Genomic DNA, 18162 nt, shown 5'->3' with positions numbered 1-18162 from the left:
AATGCAATTTTTAACGCTAGAAAAATTAGAAAAAAACTATCTAGAAAGCATAGGATTTTCTTGGCATACAGATGAGGACGGGAGTGATTATTTAGACAATCGATTCATTTGTGTCAGCAAAAATGAAGCAAATGCCTACTATGAAGCAGCTAATGAGCTTTATGATATGTTTATAGCAGCGGCACAAAATGTCATCGATAATGATAGATTTGACGAGCTTGGCATACCTTTTAATCTCATCGATGCTATTAAAATGAGTTGGGAAAATGAAGTGCATTGGCATTTATATGGGCGTTTTGACTTTGCAGGTGGGCTTGATGGTAAGCCGATAAAACTCATCGAATTTAATGCAGACACGCCAACTTCACTTTTTGAAAGTGCCATTTTACAATGGGCTATACTAAAACAAAATGGCTTAGATGAGCATTCGCAGTTTAATAGCATTTATGAAAGTTTGATGGATAATTTTAAACGACTCATCACCCTTGATGAAAGTGTCGAAAATTTTGAGGAGCATTATAGGGGCTGGAAAATTCTTTTTTCAAGTGTGGCAGGAAGCAAAGAGGAAGAACTTACAACCAAGCTTTTAGCACATATAGCAAAGGATGCGGGTTTTGAATGTGATTTTGCCTATGTTGATGAAGTGGAATTTGGCGAGGAGGGTATTTTTAAAGATGGAGTGAATTATGAATACTGGTTTAAGCTCATACCTTGGGAGGAAATTGCCATTGAGGAAGGAGAACTTGCTATGCTTTTAACGCAAATTATGCGTAATCAAAAGGCGATTATTTTAAATCCTGCTTATACACTATTGTTTCAATCTAAGGGGATTTTAAAAATTTTATGGGAACTTTACCCAAATCACCCTTTACTTTTGGAAAGCTCCTATGAGCCTTTACAAGGTAAAGATTATGTGAAAAAGCCTGTTTTTGGTCGAGAGGGGGCAAATATTAGCATAGTGAAAAATGGTGAAAATATTAAAGAAAATGTCGGTCCATACGGAAATAATAAAATGATTTATCAAGAATATTATGAATTAAATTCTAGTGAAAATGAATATTATCAAGCTGGAGTATTTTTCGCTTATGAGGGTTGTGGCTTGGGTTTTAGAAAAGGAGAGATGATTATAGATAATGCCTCCAAATTTGCAGGACACATTATCAAATAAATACAGAGAAAATTCTTTAAGAATTTTCTCTAAAAGCTCCAAGTTTAAGAATTTTTTGCATTCTGTTGGCTACAAGCTCCCTAGAATCAATGTTTTCTAACTCATCTAAAGCTTTTTTAACATAATCGGCAATTGCCACAGCCGCATTTTCTTTATCTCTATGTGCTCCCATTATAGGCTCTTCAATAACATCGTCGATCAAATTTTGAGTTTTTAAGTCATCAGCACTGACTTTCATAGCCTTAGTTGCTGCTTCGCTTTTAGCAGGATCATTCCAAAGTATCGCCGCACAACCCTCAGGAGAAATCACAGAAAAAACAGAATTTTTCATCATCGCAAGTTTATCTGCTACACCGATAGCTAAAGCTCCCCCACTTCCCCCTTCGCCTATAACTATGGCTATGGTTGGAGTTTTTAAATCGCTTAATTCATACAAATTTGTCGCAATGGCTTCACTTTGTCCCCTTTCTTCAGCTCCTATGCCCGGATAAGCACCCGGAGTATCAATAAGAAATAAAATAGGAATTTGAAATTTCTCCGCCATTTTAGCAACTCTTAAAGCTTTTCTGTATCCTTCGGGATGTGGCATTCCAAAATTCCTTGCTATTTTATCCTTAGTGCCGCGTCCCTTTTGCTCCCCTATAATTATAAGTTTTTTATCACCCAAGTAGCCCATAAAACAGACAATGGCGGGATCATCTCTAAAGGCTCTATCTCCGTGAATTTCATATTTATTATTTAATATTAAATCAATATAATCGAGTGCATAGGGTCTATCAGGATGTCTTGCCAATTGTAAGCGTTGAAAGTCGCTCAAATTTTTATAAGTTTTAGAAATTTCTCTTTCAAGATTTTTTTTCAAAATGGCTACGGCTTCAAAATCACTCTTAATCTGTGCATTTATAATATCTTCATCAATTTGTTGGATATTTTTTTCAAAATCTAAATAAAAAGCCATATTAATCCACTCTTTTAAAAATCACACAGCCATTTGTTCCACCAAAGCCAAAAGAATTACTCATCACAACGTCAAGCTTTGCTTCCTTAGCGACATTTGGCACATAATCAAGATTGCAATCTTCATCTTTTTCAATTTGATTAATTGTAGGAGGGACTAGCCCTTTTTCCATAGCCATTAAAGAAATCACCGCTTCAATAGCTCCTGCCGCACCCAAACAATGTCCAATTTGTCCCTTTGTAGAACTGACAAAAGGCAAATTCTCACCAAAAACTGCTTTTATAGCAGCAGTTTCATTTTTATCATTAACAGGAGTTGAAGTGCCGTGAGCATTAATATAATCAACCTTAACACAAGATGCCATTTTTAAAGCTTTTTGCATAGCTCTTAAGGGACCATCTAAAGTTGGAGCAGTGATATGGTGTGCATCTGCACTCTCTCCAAACCCTACAAGTTCAGCATAAATTTTTGCTCCGCGTTTTTTTGCCGCCTCGTATTCTTCAAAAACTAAAGCGCCAGCACCCTCACCCATTACAAAACCATCTCTTTCTTTGTCAAATGGGCGTGAAGCTCTTTTAGGATCATCATTTCTAGTCGATAAAGCCCTCATAGAAGCAAAACCTCCTATGCCTACTGGACAAATAGCTGCTTCAGCTCCCACAACTAGCATTTTATCTGCTGTGCCTAAAACTATACTTTTATAAGCTTCACCTATAGCATGCGTTCCAGCCGCACAGGCTGTTACACAAGAAATATTAGGACCTTTAAGGGCGTGTTCTATGGACACTAAACCTCCTAGCATATTAACAAGAGCTGAAGGGATAAAAAATGGGGAAATTTTACGCGGTCCTCTTTCTTCGCAAATAACAGAATTTTTCTCTATATTTGGCAAACCGCCTATGCCAGCAGCAGAGACAACACCAAATTCCTCTTTATCCAAATCTTCATCAAAATTCGCATCTCTCATCGCCTCTCTCGCGGCTTTAAGTCCAAGCTGTATAAAGCGGTCGATTTTCTTAACTTCCTTAGCATCTACCACTTCTAAAGGGTCAAAATTCTTAACCTCCGCAGCAATTTGGACGGGAAATTCGCTTGCGTCAAAAAGTGTGATTTTATCCACTCCACTTTTACCCTCACAAATCGCCCTAAAAGAACTCTCCTTATCTAAGCCTAAAGCGTTTATCATACCAATGCCAGTAACCACAACCCTTTTCAAGACAAGCTCCTTATGCGTATCTTTTATTTTTTAAGATTTTCAAGATAATTAACAACATCCTCGATTTTAATCAATTTCTCCGCATCACTATCTGAAATTTGCACACCAAATTTTTCCTCTAAAGCCATTACAAGCTCAACAACATCTAAAGAGTCAGCACCCAAGTCCTCAACAATTTTAGATTCCATTTTTACAGCATCTGCTTCTATGCTTAACTGCTCCATTACTACTGCTTTTACATCATCAAATGTTGCCATTTGTTTCTCCTTAAATTAAAAATAAAGCGACATTTTACTATAAAAAACTTAAATTTATTTATAGTTTTTTAATACACTTATGCAAATATCAAATTTTAAAGGAACTACAATGCTTTTTCAAAAACTTTTAAAAGAAAATTTTCAAATTTGGGACTCATATTTACATCACGATTTCGTAAAACAATTAGAAAATGGCACTTTGAAAAGTGAAAATTTCTTATTTTATCTCAAGCAAGATTATATTTATCTCATTCACTATGCTAAATGTTACGCCCTACTTGCTCTTAATGCAAATAATGCTAGAGAGCTTCGCTTTGCTATGAAATTTCAAAACTATATCGTTGAGGGAGAGCTTGAACTACACAAAAGCATTTTAAAACTTGGCATTAATGCTGATAAGTTAGGCGTTAAAGATGAAAGCTTGGCAAATATCGCCTACACCCGCTATATGTTAAGCGTTGGACAAAGTGGAGATTACTTAGATCTTTTGGTTGCTCTTAGTGCTTGTGCGATAGGCTATGGCTACATAGGTAAAGAAATTTATGAAAATATAGGAGCTAAAAAACTAGAAAATCACCCCTACAAAGAGTGGATTTTAACTTATAGTGGAGAGGCTTTTCAGGACGAGATTAAAGAATTTGAAGATTTTTTAAATAGTTATGAAAAAAGCGTTTCAAAAGAAAAATTTGCGAAACTAAGTGAGATTTTTTATTCTGTCGTTCGTTTAGAGGTTAATTTCTGGCAACACGCTCTTGATTTAAAATTAGAGCTTTAAGTACCTTTAAAAGGCACTTATTTAAGATAAATTTTTGCCGCATTACCTTCTAAAATAATTTTACCATCTTCGTTAATAATTTTAAAATTCCCTTTAAAATTCATTAAAAAAGCACTTTCAAATTCCATTACACTTTGAGGATGGCAAAGCATTTGTGTTGAAGCAGCACCGTCAATTTGAATATTCATATCTTTCTTTTCATAATTTCCAAAAAAGCGATTACAGCCCGCAAAACCATAAAATTTATCTTTGTCAAAACTTATATTAGGGTTTTCCTCCATATTTTCAGGATTGAAGCTTTTTCCACTAATTACAATTTTTTCTATTTTTAAATTTTGACCCTCCAAAGAAAGAGTTTTCATAACTTCTCCCTCCATTTTATCTGCTCCATTATGACTTGCACAGCCTACAAAAAACGCTAAACTTGCTAAGGCAACACCAAATTTTTTCATATACTCTCCTTTAAACTTGAAATTGATTGATTTGAACTTCTAAATTATTACACACTATTTTTAACTCATTAGAAATTTGCAAAAGAATTTTGGCAATCTCTTCATTTTTTTCACTTACCTCCACAGTTTCTTGCATAGAAAAAAGAAGTTTTTGAATATTTTCTTGAGAAATTTTAATTTTTTGTGTGCATTGAAGAACTAAATTTTTAGCCTCCTGATTACAAATTTTAACTTCATTTGCAGAATCTACAAGTAAATTTGTGTTTTCATTTAAAGATTGAACGCTATGGGCATTTTCTTTAAGCTCATTACTTACATTTTGTATGCTTTCTAAAAGCTCCTTAGTAATTTGTGCAACACTTCCCAAAAATTCTTCACTACTTTGTGCCAAATTTCTAATATCCTCCGCGATGACGGAAAATCCACGCCCAAATGTCCCAGCTCTAGCCGCTTCAATCCCAGCATTTAAAGAAAGCAAATTTGTCTTATCAGCGATTTCATCCATCATAGTTGTTGCTTTTTGTATATTGTGTGCTTGTTTAACCATATTTTCAACTTTTTTAGCAAGTTCATCTTCATTTGTCGCTACACTATTAACCTTTTGTGCCACATTAAAGAGAGAACTTAGCATTTCCTCAAGCAAGGTATAAGATTTATCATTTGCCACATTTGCCTCACTAGAAAGTGATGCAAGTTCAGTCAATTCTGATCCTATATTATTGCTCAAATCAAAACTTTCATTAGTTTTATGATGACTTTTCATAGTGATTTCATTTAAACTAGTCGCGTTTGAATTTAAAACACCTGTTTGATCTTCGACTTTTTTAACGCTTGCTCCCGTAGAGATTACGGCATTTTGCGTTTTTTCTATAAATTGATTGATATAGCTACAAGCTTGCGAAATTTCATCTCGTCCCTTAATTCTAATTCTTGCACGCAAATCGCCCGTGCCTTGAGCTAACTCTTTAGCGTGCTTTAAAAGCTCCAAAACAGGATTTCCCACAACTTTTTTTAACACCAAAAGGACAACAATGAGTGTAAAAAGCAAAGCAAAGCTAAAAATTAAAATATACGACCTACTTGTCCTTGCTATATCATCTTGCACACTTTGTAAGGAATGATATACATCCATAACTCCCAAAACACTACCATTTTTAGCATTTGCATGACAAGCCACACAAGAATCATCGGCAATCAAAGGGCGTATAAGCCTCAAAGATGGAGTTCCATTATACATTTGCTCTAGGGTTTTAATTTCAGGTTTATCAAACTGCTCTAAAATGATACTATCTTTTGCAATTTGTGGATTTTTCATTTCAAAAAGCTCAATGGTATCTTTCGAAGGATAAATGTAAATATCACTAATACCCTTGATACTCCTCGCATCCTCAATAGCTTCTTTAATTTTTTCGGGATCGCCCAAATTCATAGCCATACGCATAGTTTGAAAAACTGAAGTGCTTATAGTGTCTAAATTTTCTCGTCCCATTTTATCTGCAGTATTTTTAAAGTCTAAATTTAAAATAAACCATACAACCACAAAACTGATAAACAAAATAGAAAAAATCGTCGCAGAAACCTTAAAACCTATGCTTTTAAACATATAAACTCCTAAGTCTAAGTTCCATCATTTTACTTTTTATTTATTTAAAATGAATTAAATTATAAATAATTTACTCAAAAATTTATCAATGTAAAAAATGTCTCACACCCGTAAAATATAAGGCTATATCATACTCATTTGCCGCCTTAATAACCTCATCATCTCTTATGCTACCTCCGGGCTGAACTATGGCTTTCACACCCACTTTTGCCGCTTCATCAATGCTATCTCTAAATGGAAAAAATGCCTCACTCGCTAAAACACAACCCTTTAAATCAAGCTTCATCTCACACGCTTTATGAATCGCCGCCTTAGCCGCATCAATACGGCTTGTCATACCCATACCTATGGCGACAAGTGCGCCGTTTTTCACATAAGCGACATTATTAGACTTGGTTAAAGCGGCGATTTTAAGAGCGATTTCTAAATCTTTTAACTCCTCCTTGCTCGCACATTTTTCACCCACACACTTAGCTTTTAAAAGCTCATCTTCACGCACTTCATCACTATTTTGATACACAAAGCCCCCATCAATATGCTTAAAGTCAAATTTATCGTAACTTCTTAGCAAATAAGGGCTTTCCTGCGTGAAAATCTTAATCCTCTTCTTCGTCTCAAACACAGCCAAAGCGTCTTCATCGACATTAGCTGCGACGATAAGCTCAACATAAATTTCATTAATTTTTTCCGCTAAAGTCTTATCAAGCTTCCCATTTATCGCCACAACACCCCCATAAGCACTCACACTATCACATTTTAAAGCCTCGACATAACTTTCAAATAGGGTATTTTTCACAGCAAAACCACAAGGATTCCCGTGCTTAATAATCGCCACAGCAGGAGCCTTATCAAAACTTGCAGCGAGACTAACAGCAGCGTTAATATCTGTAAGATTATTAAAACTAGCCTCGCCCTTTAAAGCCTTAAAATGTGTGCTAAAAAAGGCATCAAATTCATATAAGGCACCTTTTTGATGTGGATTTTCCCCATATTTTGTATCAAAAACCTTTTGCCCTACGATGAACTTATGCTTTCCAAAGCCCCCATTAAAACGCTCATTCATATAATTTGCTATGTAAGAATCGTAATTTGCTGTATGTTCATAAGCTTTTATCATCAAATTTAAGCGAAAATTCTCATCATTTCTTTCATTTTTTAAAGCCTCAATCACACTTTGATAATCCATAACATCACAAACGACTAAAACATCTTTATAATTTTTCGCCGCACTCCTTATCATCGCAGGTCCGCCTATGTCGATATTTTCAATAATCTCATCAAAATCATCACTCATAATAGTCGTTTTTTTGAAAGGATATAAATTCACGCAAACTAAATCTATGCCTAAAATTCCATTATCTTTAGCTTGTTTTTTATGATTTTCGTCTATTCTTTTATGTAAAATTCCGCCGTGAATTTTAGGATGCAAGGTTTTTACCCTACCCTCAAAAAGCTCAGGACTATTTGTAAATTCGCTCACTTCTACCACGCTTAAATTATTTTCTTTTAAAAGCTTATAAGTTCCACCCGTAGAAAGTAATTCAAAGCTTAAATTCTCAAGCTCTTTAGCAAATTCGATTATGCCTTCTTTATCACTCACACTTAATAATGCTCTCATTTTTTCTCCTCGATAAATCTAAGTGAAATTAAACAATAATTTATTTAATCCTTAGCACATTTTAAAAAATGCACCATTTGCCCAAGTGCTATGGAGCTGTCATTGCAAGGAAATTCTAAGGGGACAAAATAATCAAGCCCCTTTTTTCGCAAAAGCTCAAGTAAGGTTTTATTTTGAAAAACGCCCCCACTCACAAGCACTTTTTTACCCTCACTAAGCTCAAGCATACAATTTGCCAAGCCGTTAAAAAAACCCGTTACCGCCCTAGTTTTATCATCTTTTAAAGCACCCAAAAACGCTTCTTTAAAATCGATTATGCCATTTTCAAAGCTAAAATTATAAGTCAAATTTAGCTTTTTATCGTAAAATTTCTCACACATTAGCCCAATTTGTGCTTCGTAAGAAGAATGTGTAAGGTCAAAAACAATGCTTCCAAACGCATCAATAATACGCCCCAAAGAACTCGTATAAAGTGTGGAATTTTCATAAATTTTTTCTAAATTTCTAAACTTAATGCTTGGTATCTTACTTAAAAATTCTGTCGCTTCCTCTTTTAGATCATAATGAAAAATCACACTTAAGGCTAAATTACGGATATTTTTCACATCGCCATTAATCAGCTTAAAGCTTTCAAAATGCCCTATTCTTTCATATTTCTCCAAATCACCTTTTAAAATTTCGCCGCCCCAAATTCGCCCATCATCACCATAACCCGTGCCATCAAAAATAAAACCCAAAATCTCACCCTTAAAACCTGCCTCAAAATACGCCGCACAAAAATGTGCATAATGATGTGATATAGGGTATAAAACGCATTTTTTAAAATCTTTAACATAATCAAAATGCGGATGCTTATCACACAAAAGCTCCTCAAATTCCAAGTCATAAAGCTCCTTAAAAAAGCCCAAAAGCTTCTCAAAACGCTCTCTTACATCAAGACTTTTTAAATCACCTAAGTAAGGACTGATTAAAAGCTTATTTTCGTAAAAAATCACAAATTCATTTTTAAGTTCCGCCCCAAGTGCAAGTAAGGGCTTTTTTCTCTTGCTAAAATCTAGGCTTAAATAACGCGGATTTAAAGCTCTTGAAGTGCGAAGATACATCGTTTTACCATTGATAATTTGTGCTATGCTATCATCACTAGAATTTATAATCTCTCTTTCGTAATCTAAATAATAATCAAAAACTTCCCCCAGCTTTTGACGCAAACTATTCTCCTCATAAATAATGCTCTCCCCACTTAAATTCGCACTTGTAGCCACCAAAACGCTCTTAAAATATTCAAACAATAAGAGATGTAAAGGAGTATAAGCTAAAAAAATTCCTATCTTATCGACATTTGGAGCAATTAAGTCTGGAACTTTTTTAGCTTTTAAAAGCACGATAGGGGCAACCTTGCTTGTAAGTAAATTTGCCTCATCTTGATTGATATGGGCTAAAGCTCTCGCTTCTTTTATATCTTTGCACATCAAAGCAAAGGGTTTTAAGGGACGATTTTTACGCTCTCTTAAGGCTTTTAAGGCATTTTCATTAAAAGCATCACACATCAAATGAAAGCCTCCCAAACCCTTAATTGCCACAATCTTACCCTCTTTTAAAAACTTAGCGCAAAGCTTAAAAGCCTCATTTTGACAAGCTAAAACCGCCCCATTTTTATCCTTTAAAAAAACAGGTATCGCACAATTAGGACAGCTTATAGGCTGAGCGTGAAAGCGTCTGTTTAGAGGATTTTCATACTCATTTTGACAAAACTCACACATTACAAAATGACGCATTGAAGTGTTTTTTCTGTCGTAAGGCAAATTGTTAATAATTGAAAACCTAGGACCACAATGTGTGCAAGTAATAAAAGGATAAAGATAACGCGGATTTTTAACATCGTAAAATTCTTTTTTGCACTCTAAGCACAAATTAAAATCGCTTAAAAGTGGGGATTTTTTAGGGCTTTGCTGCGAATTTACAATGCGAAATTTTAAAAAATTTTCGAAATTTTCTTGCGTAATTTTAAGCTCATCTATCCTAGCAAGGGGGGGCAAGTCCTGCCTTAAAAGCTCTAAAAAGCTCTTAAGGGTATTTTCACTAGCATTGAGTTTAATTTGCACACCAAAGCCGTCATTAAAAACCTCACCCTTAAGCCCAAGCTTTAGGGCAAGAGTATAGATAAAAGGACGCATTCCAACACCCTGAACTAAGCCTTTAAGCCTTATTTTATATGTAAAGTGGCACATCGCTTAATTTTGAGTTTTTAAGATGTTTAAGAGTGATTTTAAGCAAGGATTTATGCGAAAAAAGTGAGCCACTAATAAGGGCTTTATCCACTTGCTTTTTTTCTCTTAAATCATCGTAAGTATCGCGTAAAAAATAACCCAAACTCTCCACAGCTCCATAAGCAATATTATTTTTCTCAACCCCTGCCAACATAAAGCTCATCGCACTTCTTAGCGTTCTTGTATAATCAAATTCCTTATTTTCCTTCAAGCGATAATCAATCTTCACCCCACGTGGGATTTTCGCACTATCAGCCAAAGCTAAAAGTGCGAAAGCTGCTTCCTTTAAAGTAGGCTTTAAGTCCAAAATTCGTCCTAAAATTCCAAAAAGCGAGAAAAAATTATTTTGCGTTTCTAAGGCTTCATCAAGCAAGGCAAATTCTTTTTGAAAATTTGTCAAAAGTCTAGAACCTATTTCATCTTTTCTTATCTCTTCATAAAGTTCTTTGCTATGTTTTGGTAGTTTTAAATTAAGTAAATTAAGCTCCCTATTCAAAAGTAAAATATCTTCATAATCTTCACTAAGCTCTAAAATTAGTGCATTTTCTCCCTCCAAACTTGCAAGATAAGAAAGTCTTGCCATATTCTTATCTTCTTTGGAAAAAATAAGCTCCCTAGCCCTCTTAGCTACAAAATCAAACCCTCTTAAAACCACAAGTCTCTCTTCGTAATTCAAAAGTTCAAATTCTTCATTAAAACTTTCCAGTTTTTTAAAGCTTAAAAAATGGCTATCCTCAAATTTAAGTCCTAAGGCATATAAAAAAAGATCATCGGCTAATTTGACCTTAAATTCATTAAAATTTAAGGCGTGTTTTTGCCTAAAAACAGCATTAATTTTAAGGCTAATTAAGGGCTTTTCCACACTTGCTAAAAGCTTTAAAATTTGGTCATTGCACACAAAAATAGAGCGTAAATCCTCTAATTTGCAAGGCATTAAAAAATCTCCCTTAAAATCCTTAGCAAAAAGTGAAATGGCATAAATTCCGCTATGATTTTTAAGATAAATTGACTGATGATTTTTCAGTAATTTTAAACTTTTTTCAAGAAAAAAATTAAAATTCTCCTTTGTAATTCTTTCAAAATTTTTCCCTATTTTTAGCTCACTTTCGCAAAAAACGCCCCACTCATTTTCACACAAAAACCCATTTTTATCATAAGCATTAGCGTTTAGATGCGTTAAGAGGGCGTATGTTTGATATTCTCTTTCTTCACTTTTTTTAGGGGTAAAATCCTGTGCTGCTTTTACCTCAAAATCCTTTAAAAACACACTATAACTCATCTTAGATAAGATATCGCAAAAGTCCTTTAATTCCTCTTCTTCACCACTTATTTTAAGTGTATAATTTTCCTCTTCTTTTTTGAATTCAAAATGATAATTTTTCGCATAAAATTTCAAAAGATACTCAAAAATTTCATTATTTGCCAAATAAGTAAAATTAAATTCTAAAGTCAAATTCTATCCTTTATCAATCTCTTAAAAAGCCTGTGAGTGGCGAACTTGCCCTAGCCTCATTTTCCCTAGCTAAACCAGCCAAATATCCAGCCCTACCTGCCTTCACAGCTAAAGCAAAAGCTCTAGCCATAAGGGGGATATTTTTCGCCTCTGCTAAAGCCGTATTTAACATTACAGCCGCAACACCCATTTGCATAGCCTCGCAAGCTTGAGCGGGAGTGCCAAGCCCTGCATCAACAATGATGGGCAAATTTATTTCATTAAGCAAAATTTGGATAAATTCCTTCGCACATAAGCCCTTATTACTCCCTATAGGTGCGGCTAAGGGCATAATAGCCGCCGCTCCTGCATCGCGCATAGCCCTAGCCACATACAAATCCGCACTCATATAAGGCAAGGGAGTAAAGCCGTCTTTTGCTAAAAGCTCAACAGCTTTAATGCTCTCATAATTATCAGGTAGCAAATATTTACTATCCTTAATCACTTCAATCTTAATCAGCTCCGCTCCACAAAGCTCCCTAGCCAACCTCGCTATGCGTAGAGCTTCCTCTGCATTTCTAGCACCTGAAGTATTAGGTAAAAGCGTGATATTTTTAGGGATAAAATCTAAAATATTTTCTATACCATTTGCATTAACCCTACGCAACGCAAGGGTAATCAGCTCCGCCTGTGCCTCCTTAATCGCACTATCAATTAATTCTAAAGAATACTTCCCAGAACCTAAAATAAAGCGACTTTGAAATTCAAAACGACCGATTTTTAAAAGATCTTGCATTTTCAACTCCGTTTTTGTAAATCATAGCAAATTTTGACTTAATTCATAAGCTTAAAAGAAAGTTTTAACTTTACTTTTGTAAAATTAGGGCTTTAGATTGTGATTTAAGGAAAAAATTTGCAAAAATTCATCGATGAAATACAAAAAGCTAAAACGCTAGGTGAGCTGGAAAATCTTAGGATTGCTGTGTTAGGAAAAAAAGGAAGTTTGACAGCACAATTTGCCAAACTCAAAGATTTAGAGGGAGAAGCAAAAAAGGAATTTGCGGCTAAAATTAACAATTTAAAAGAAGATTTTAATAAAGCTTTTGATGAGAAATTAAAAATTCTACAAAATCTTGAACTTGATGAAAAAATGCGAAAAGATGCTCTTCATTTTAGCTATTTTGATGAAAATGCACAAAAAGGAGCTTTACACCCAGTTTTAAGCACGATGGATAAGATTATAGAATATTTTGTCGCACTGAATTTCAGCATTGAAAAAGGTCCTTTAATCGAAGATGATTTTCACAATTTCGAAGCTCTTAATTTACCCAAATCTCACCCAGCAAGAGATATGCAAGATACTTTTTATTTTGACGATGAGAGACTTTTACGCACGCATACCTCGCCTGTGCAAATTCGCACGATGCTTTCGCAAAAACCGCCCATTAGAATGATAGCTCCCGGGGCTGTTTTTAGGCGCGATTTTGATCTCACACACACGCCTATGTTTCATCAAATCGAGGGCTTGGTTGTAGAAAATGGTCAAAAAGTGAGTTTTGCAAATTTAAAAAGCGTTTTGGAGGACTTTTTGCGTTATATGTTCGGTGAGGTTAAGGTGCGTTTTCGTCCTAGCTTTTTTCCTTTTACAGAACCTTCTGCGGAAGTGGATATTAGTTGCGTTTTTTGTAAGGGTTGTGGGTGTAGAGTGTGTAAAAATACCACTTGGCTTGAAGTGATGGGCTGTGGAGTGGTCGATCCTAATGTCTATGGTTTTGTGAATTATAAAAATGTTAGCGGTTATGCCTTTGGACTTGGAGTTGAAAGATTTGCAATGCTTTTACATCAAATCCCTGATTTACGCTCTTTGTATGAGGGCGATTTAAGATTACTGGAGCAATTTCGATGATAATTACAAGAACTTGGTTAAGCGAGTGGGTTAATATTGATGATAAAAACTTGGAACTTTTAGTTAAAACTCTAAATTCCATAGGCTTAGAAGTTGATAAAGCTTATAGTTTAAAAGCTCCAAATAATGTGGTCGTGGGCTTAGTCGTAGAAAAAGAAAAACACGAAAATGCTGAAAAATTAAGCGTTTGCAAGGTCGATATTGGCACAGAAATTTTACAAATCGTCTGCGGAGCAGCTAATGTCGCACAAAATCAATTCGTCGCCGTAGCCTTAAATGGTGCAAAAATGCCAAATGGCTTAGAAATTAAAAAGGCAAAATTAAGAGGCGTAGAATCAAATGGTATGCTTTGTTCTAGTGTTGAGCTTGGCTTTGGTAAAACAAATGAGGGAATTTTAGTTTTAGATGAGAGTATGGGTGAGCTTGAGCTAGGCAGAGAATTAAATAGTTATAATATTTTTAACGATGAGCTTATCGAAATCGAACTGACGCCTAATAGAGGCGATTGCCTTAGTGTTTATGGAGTGGCTAGAGATTTAGCCGTAGCTTTAGAACTAGATTTAAACGAAAAGAAAAATTTTAAAGAAAGCGAAAACGCCCTTGGCATAGGGCGTATTTTAAGACTTGGTGTAACGAGAGATCTTAACAGCCTTCTTATGTATAGAGCTTTCGAACTTAAGGAAAAATTACACAATAAACTTTTAATTAATCTAAGACTTGCACAAGCAGAACTTTTAAGTCAAAATCCTATCGAGAATTTGCTAAATTATGCTACACATTCAACGGGGGTTTTATTTAATGCTTATGACTTTGATAAACTTAAAAAAAATAATGATGAGCTAAATTTTACCCTTGATAAAGAAGAGCAAGGCGAAAGTAAAATTAGCTGCCAAGAAGAGCTTTTAAGCATTAGCGGAATTTATCAAAATGCAAATTCAAAATGCGACGAAAAAACAAAAATAGTAATCCTAGAAGCACACTACACAGACCCTAGCGTAATCGCACAAAGTAAGGGAAAATACAAAGAAGTTGATGAAAAGACTTTTTATAGAAGTTTTAGAGGAAGCGAACCTAAACTGGGTGTTGGAATGGACTTTTTGCTACAACAAATAGCGACAATTCAAGATATTATGATTTATAGCTCCTCACAGCAAGTTTTAGACTATAAAAAAGAACAAATCATAACCATCAGCATAGAAACCATTAACAACACCATAGGGCAAAATATAGACAAAGATGAAATTTTGAAAATTCTTAAAAAACTAGGCTTTGAGCTTTTGCTTTCAAATGACGGCTTAATTAATATCAAAGTGCCATTGCATCGTAGCGATATTAAAAATATATTTGACATTTGCGAAGAGATTGTGCGTATTATAGGAATTGATAACATCATCTCAAAAGGCTTAGAATTTGTAGAAAAAAATCATCTCAATCAAAGCTATAAAGACTACAAAGAACTCTTAAATTTGCGTCAAAATGCAGTTAATAGCGGCTATTTTGAAAGTTTGCATTATGTCTTAGACAATGAAAAAGAACTTGAAATCTTTGGCTTTGATAAGCTAGGCTTAAAATTAATCAATCCCATAACAGAAGAATTAAACACTCTACGCTCCACGCTTTTAAACCAGCTTTTAAACGCGGCAAGTCTTAATGCAAAAAATTCGCAAAAAATTATTAAACTCTTTCAAAGTGGGGCTGTTTTTAACGCTAAAAATGAAGAATTGCACCATATAGCTTTTATCCATAGCGGCTTTAAAGAGGAGGCGAAAATCGCAAATAAAGCTAAACCCGCCTTAGTCAATTTTTACGATTTTCTTTTGGATATGAGAAATATTTTAGGAACATTTGAGCTAAAAACTTCAAATTTTAGCTTTTTAAGTCCGTATGAGCAAGCCTATATTTATAAAAATAACCAAAAAATAGGCTTTTTGGGTCGTGTGCATTTAAATTTAGAAACACAAAAAGATTTAGCTAAAAGCTATATTTGTGAGCTTGATTTAAAATTGTTAAAAAATGAGCCAAAAACCGCTAAACCTTATTCAAAATTTCCAAAGGTTAGCAGAGATTTAAGCATACTTGCACCTAAAAATTTTCCTTATGAAAACATCAAAGAAGCAATTCAAAAGCTCAAACTTGACCTTTTGGAGAATTTTAGACTAATCGACATTTATAGTGATGAAAATTTGAAAGATTTATACAGCTTAACCTTAAGTTTTAACTTCAAATCCTTTGAAAAAACCCTAGAGGATAAAGAGGTTAATCTATGCTTAGATACTATCTTAAAAGCCCTTGAAGAATTGGGGCTGAAACTAAGATGAAAATCAAAGCTCTTAAAGATGGATTTAAAGCGGAGTTAGAAAATGTCGCAGCGGATAAAAGCATTAGTCACAGATTTGCCATTTTTGCACTTTTAAGCGATAAAACTAGCACGGCAAAAAATTATCTTTTAGCAGAAGACACACTCAATACACTCAAAATCATCGAAAATTTAGGTGCTAAAGTCGAAAGAAACGGCAGTGAAGTTTGCATTAGTCCTAGTGCAAGAATTAAAGAGCCAACTTGCATTTTAGAATGTGGAAATTCTGGCACAGCAATGCGTTTAATGATAGGTTTTTTAGCTGGGGTTGCAGGATTTTTCGTTTTAAGTGGAGATAAGTATCTTAACAAAAGACCTATGAAACGCATTTGCGAGCCTTTAAGAGAAATAGGGGCTAAAATTATGGGAAGAGAAGACGCAAATTTCGCACCCATTTGCATAGAGGGACAAAAGCTTAAAAACTTTAATTATATCAGTGAAATTTCCTCAGCTCAAGTTAAAACGGCAATGATTTTGGCAGGATTTAGAGCTGATAAAATAAGTTATTTTAAAGAAAGTTTTTTAAGTCGTAATCATAGTGAGAATATGTTGAGCTTTATGGAAGCGCCGCTGAAAATTAAGCAAACAAGCCTTGAAATTTCTCCACTTAAAAAGCCATTAAAACCTCTAAATATCACTATACCAAATGATCCCTCTTCAGCCTTTTATTTTATCCTCGCCGCACTCATTTTGCCTAATTCTCAAATTTGCATTAAAAATGTTCTTTTAAATCCTACGAGAATCGAAGCTTATAAGGTTTTAGAAAAAATGGGTGCAAACATTTCTTATAAATTTGATGAAAAGAATTTCGAGCAAATTGGCACAATTTACGCCTCAAGTAGCAAACTACAAGCCATAGAAGTGAGTGAAAATATCCCCTGGCTTATCGATGAAGCCCCTGCTCTTGCCATAGCTTTTGCTCTTGCAAATGGCACAAGTGTGCTGAAAAATGCTAAGGAACTTCGCGTGAAAGAAAGTGATAGAATCAAGGCTATGATTACAAATTTGCAAAAATGTGGCATTGAGGCAGAAGAATTAGAAGACGGCTTTAAAATCACAGGAGGCACACCAAAATCAACGCTTATAGAAAGCTTTGGAGACCATAGAATTGCTATGAGTTTTGCCATTTTAGGCTTAGTTTGCTCTATGGAGATAGATGATTGCTCTTGCATTGCGACCTCTTTTCCTAATTTTATCGCATTACTTGAAAATTTGGGAGCACAAATTGATTATTGAATTAGCAAAAAATTACGGCTTTTGTTTTGGTGTCAAAAGAGCTATTAAAAAAGCTGAACAAATTAAAAACGCTGCTAGTATAGGTCCTCTTATTCATAATAATGAGGAAATCTCGCGTTTGCAAAATGATTTTAATGTTAAAACCATACAAAGTATCAACGACTTAAGTGATGAAAAAAAAGCTATCATAAGAACGCACGGGATCACAAAGCAAGACTTAGCTCTCCTTAAAAAAAGAGACATAGAAATTTACGATGCCACCTGCCCCTTTGTAACTAAGCCTCAACAACTTTGCGAAAAAATGAGTGCTGAGGGCTATGAGATCGTAATTTTTGGCGATGAAAATCACCCTGAAGTTAAGGGAGTAAAAAGCTATGTTAGCACGAAAGCCTATGTGATTTTAGACGAAAAAGAATTATACAATATCAAACTTCCAAGTAAAATCGCTGTCGTTTCTCAAACCACGAAAAAAGTGGAAAATTTTATGAAAATTGTTAATTATTTAATACTTAAATGCAAAGAGGTTAGAGTATTTAATACCATTTGCGATGCCACTTTTAAAAATCAAGAAGCCATTTTAGAACTTTCTCAAAAAAGCGATGTGATGGTGGTCGTAGGAGGTAAAAACTCAGCCAACACTAAACAACTTTTTCTCATTGCTAAACAGCATTGCAAAGATAGCTATTTAATCGAAACTCAAGAAGAGTTAAAAGCAGAATGGTTTAAGGATAAAAAGCATTGCGGAGTAAGTGCTGGAGCTAGCACACCTGATTGGATCATTAAAAAAGTGCTTGAAAGATTGGAAGAATTTAATAGAGAAAATTCTTAAAAATTTAGAAAAAATATGCAAATTTAAGACTTATTAACAAATTTTTAGATAAAATTTAGCACTTATTTAAATCAAAAAAAAGGACCACG

The 18162-nt window shown here is 34.6% G+C and carries 15 protein-coding genes; 6 read left to right on the top strand and 9 right to left on the bottom strand.

What is annotated here, in order from left to right:
- Position 1 precedes the first annotated feature (1 nt).
- On the top strand, positions 2–1168 hold the full coding sequence (locus CVULP_RS03385; RefSeq protein ID WP_099462534.1) for a glutathionylspermidine synthase family protein: 1167 nt from the start codon (positions 2–4) through the stop codon (positions 1166–1168).
- 16 nt (positions 1169–1184) lie between these two features.
- Here the strand turns inward: CVULP_RS03385 and accA are convergent, their stop codons facing one another.
- The 3 genes from accA to acpP are packed head-to-tail and all read right to left on the bottom strand — an operon-like array spanning position 1185 to position 3599.
- Positions 1185–2126, bottom strand: coding sequence for an acetyl-CoA carboxylase carboxyl transferase subunit alpha (accA, locus tag CVULP_RS03380; RefSeq protein ID WP_099462532.1), 942 nt, complete (start codon positions 2124–2126; stop codon positions 1185–1187).
- A gap of 1 nt (position 2127) precedes the next feature.
- Positions 2128–3342 carry a beta-ketoacyl-ACP synthase II gene (locus tag CVULP_RS03375; RefSeq protein ID WP_099507064.1) on the bottom strand — a complete coding sequence of 405 codons (1215 nt, stop codon included), beginning with the start codon at positions 3340–3342 and terminating at the stop codon, positions 2128–2130.
- Between the two features lie 23 nt (positions 3343–3365).
- A complete protein-coding gene (gene acpP, locus CVULP_RS03370) occupies positions 3366–3599 on the bottom strand; it encodes an acyl carrier protein (protein ID WP_004275459.1) in 234 nt (77 codons plus the stop codon).
- A gap of 109 nt (positions 3600–3708) precedes the next feature.
- Here acpP and tenA point away from each other — a divergent pair, with 109 nt between their 5' ends.
- Positions 3709–4374, top strand: a complete 666-nt coding sequence (tenA, locus tag CVULP_RS03365; RefSeq protein ID WP_099507065.1) for a thiaminase II — start codon at positions 3709–3711, stop codon at positions 4372–4374.
- A gap of 17 nt (positions 4375–4391) precedes the next feature.
- On the opposite strand, the gene CVULP_RS03360 is transcribed toward tenA, so the two are convergent.
- From CVULP_RS03360 to CVULP_RS03335, 6 genes are all read right to left on the bottom strand, one after another.
- Positions 4392–4826: an META domain-containing protein gene (locus CVULP_RS03360; RefSeq protein ID WP_099462525.1), complete on the bottom strand. Its 435-nt coding sequence runs from the start codon at positions 4824–4826 to the stop codon at positions 4392–4394.
- Positions 4827–4836: 10 nt separating this feature from the next.
- Positions 4837–6429, bottom strand: a complete 1593-nt coding sequence (locus CVULP_RS03355; protein WP_099507066.1) for a methyl-accepting chemotaxis protein — start codon at positions 6427–6429, stop codon at positions 4837–4839.
- Between the two features lie 85 nt (positions 6430–6514).
- A complete protein-coding gene (gene purH, locus CVULP_RS03350; RefSeq protein ID WP_099507067.1) occupies positions 6515–8047 on the bottom strand; it encodes a bifunctional phosphoribosylaminoimidazolecarboxamide formyltransferase/IMP cyclohydrolase in 1533 nt (510 codons plus the stop codon).
- A gap of 44 nt (positions 8048–8091) precedes the next feature.
- A complete protein-coding gene (hypF, locus tag CVULP_RS03345) occupies positions 8092–10275 on the bottom strand; it encodes a carbamoyltransferase HypF (protein WP_099507068.1) in 2184 nt (727 codons plus the stop codon).
- Positions 10256–11767, bottom strand: coding sequence for a hypothetical protein (locus CVULP_RS03340; RefSeq protein ID WP_099507069.1), 1512 nt, complete (start codon positions 11765–11767; stop codon positions 10256–10258). The genes hypF and CVULP_RS03340 overlap by 20 nt, the downstream gene beginning before the upstream one ends.
- Positions 11768–11780: 13 nt before the next feature.
- On the bottom strand, positions 11781–12542 hold the full coding sequence (locus CVULP_RS03335; protein ID WP_099462514.1) for a thiazole synthase: 762 nt from the start codon (positions 12540–12542) through the stop codon (positions 11781–11783).
- 117 nt (positions 12543–12659) lie between these two features.
- Between CVULP_RS03335 and pheS the strand changes: the two genes are divergently transcribed.
- From pheS to CVULP_RS03315, 4 genes are read left to right on the top strand one after another with little or no spacing between them, the layout of a single operon-like run.
- Entirely contained in the window at positions 12660–13652 is a 993-nt protein-coding gene (pheS, locus tag CVULP_RS03330; RefSeq protein ID WP_099462512.1) for a phenylalanine--tRNA ligase subunit alpha, read from the top strand.
- Positions 13649–15970, top strand: a complete 2322-nt coding sequence (gene pheT / locus CVULP_RS03325; protein WP_099507070.1) for a phenylalanine--tRNA ligase subunit beta — start codon at positions 13649–13651, stop codon at positions 15968–15970. The genes pheS and pheT overlap by 4 nt, the downstream gene beginning before the upstream one ends.
- On the top strand, positions 15967–17244 hold the full coding sequence (aroA, locus tag CVULP_RS03320; protein ID WP_099462508.1) for a 3-phosphoshikimate 1-carboxyvinyltransferase: 1278 nt from the start codon (positions 15967–15969) through the stop codon (positions 17242–17244). Before pheT ends, aroA begins: the two co-directional genes overlap by 4 nt.
- Positions 17234–18073 (top strand): 4-hydroxy-3-methylbut-2-enyl diphosphate reductase, encoded by an 840-nt coding sequence (locus tag CVULP_RS03315; RefSeq protein ID WP_099462506.1) that lies wholly within the window; start codon positions 17234–17236, stop codon positions 18071–18073. The genes aroA and CVULP_RS03315 overlap by 11 nt, the downstream gene beginning before the upstream one ends.
- Positions 18074–18162 lie beyond the last annotated feature (89 nt).

It is taken from the genome of Campylobacter vulpis (assembly GCF_014217995.1).
Classification (GTDB): Bacteria; Campylobacterota; Campylobacteria; order Campylobacterales; family Campylobacteraceae; genus Campylobacter_D; species Campylobacter_D vulpis.
The sequence above is the reverse complement of the archived record's forward strand: the minus strand, read 5'-3'. Positions and strand labels throughout refer to the sequence as shown.

Bases quoted from the DNA above. Each gene is read 5' to 3' on its own strand.
- CVULP_RS03355 (WP_099507066.1), bottom strand. From the start codon at position 6,429: ATGTTTAAAAGCATAGGTTTTAAGGTTTCTGCGACGATTTTTTCTATT.
- CVULP_RS03335 (WP_099462514.1), bottom strand. From the start codon at position 12,542: ATGCAAGATCTTTTAAAAATCGGTCGTTTTGAATTTCAAAGTCGCTTT.
- pheT (WP_099507070.1), top strand. From the start codon at position 13,649: ATGATAATTACAAGAACTTGGTTAAGCGAGTGGGTTAATATTGATGAT.
- CVULP_RS03360 (WP_099462525.1), bottom strand. From the start codon at position 4,826: ATGAAAAAATTTGGTGTTGCCTTAGCAAGTTTAGCGTTTTTTGTAGGC.
- hypF (WP_099507068.1), bottom strand. From the start codon at position 10,275: ATGTGCCACTTTACATATAAAATAAGGCTTAAAGGCTTAGTTCAGGGT.
- purH (WP_099507067.1), bottom strand. From the start codon at position 8,047: ATGAGAGCATTATTAAGTGTGAGTGATAAAGAAGGCATAATCGAATTT.
- tenA (WP_099507065.1), top strand. From the start codon at position 3,709: ATGCTTTTTCAAAAACTTTTAAAAGAAAATTTTCAAATTTGGGACTCA.
- aroA (WP_099462508.1), top strand. From the start codon at position 15,967: ATGAAAATCAAAGCTCTTAAAGATGGATTTAAAGCGGAGTTAGAAAAT.
- accA (WP_099462532.1), bottom strand. From the start codon at position 2,126: ATGGCTTTTTATTTAGATTTTGAAAAAAATATCCAACAAATTGATGAA.
- acpP (WP_004275459.1), bottom strand. From the start codon at position 3,599: ATGGCAACATTTGATGATGTAAAAGCAGTAGTAATGGAGCAGTTAAGC.
- CVULP_RS03385 (WP_099462534.1), top strand. From the start codon at position 2: ATGCAATTTTTAACGCTAGAAAAATTAGAAAAAAACTATCTAGAAAGC.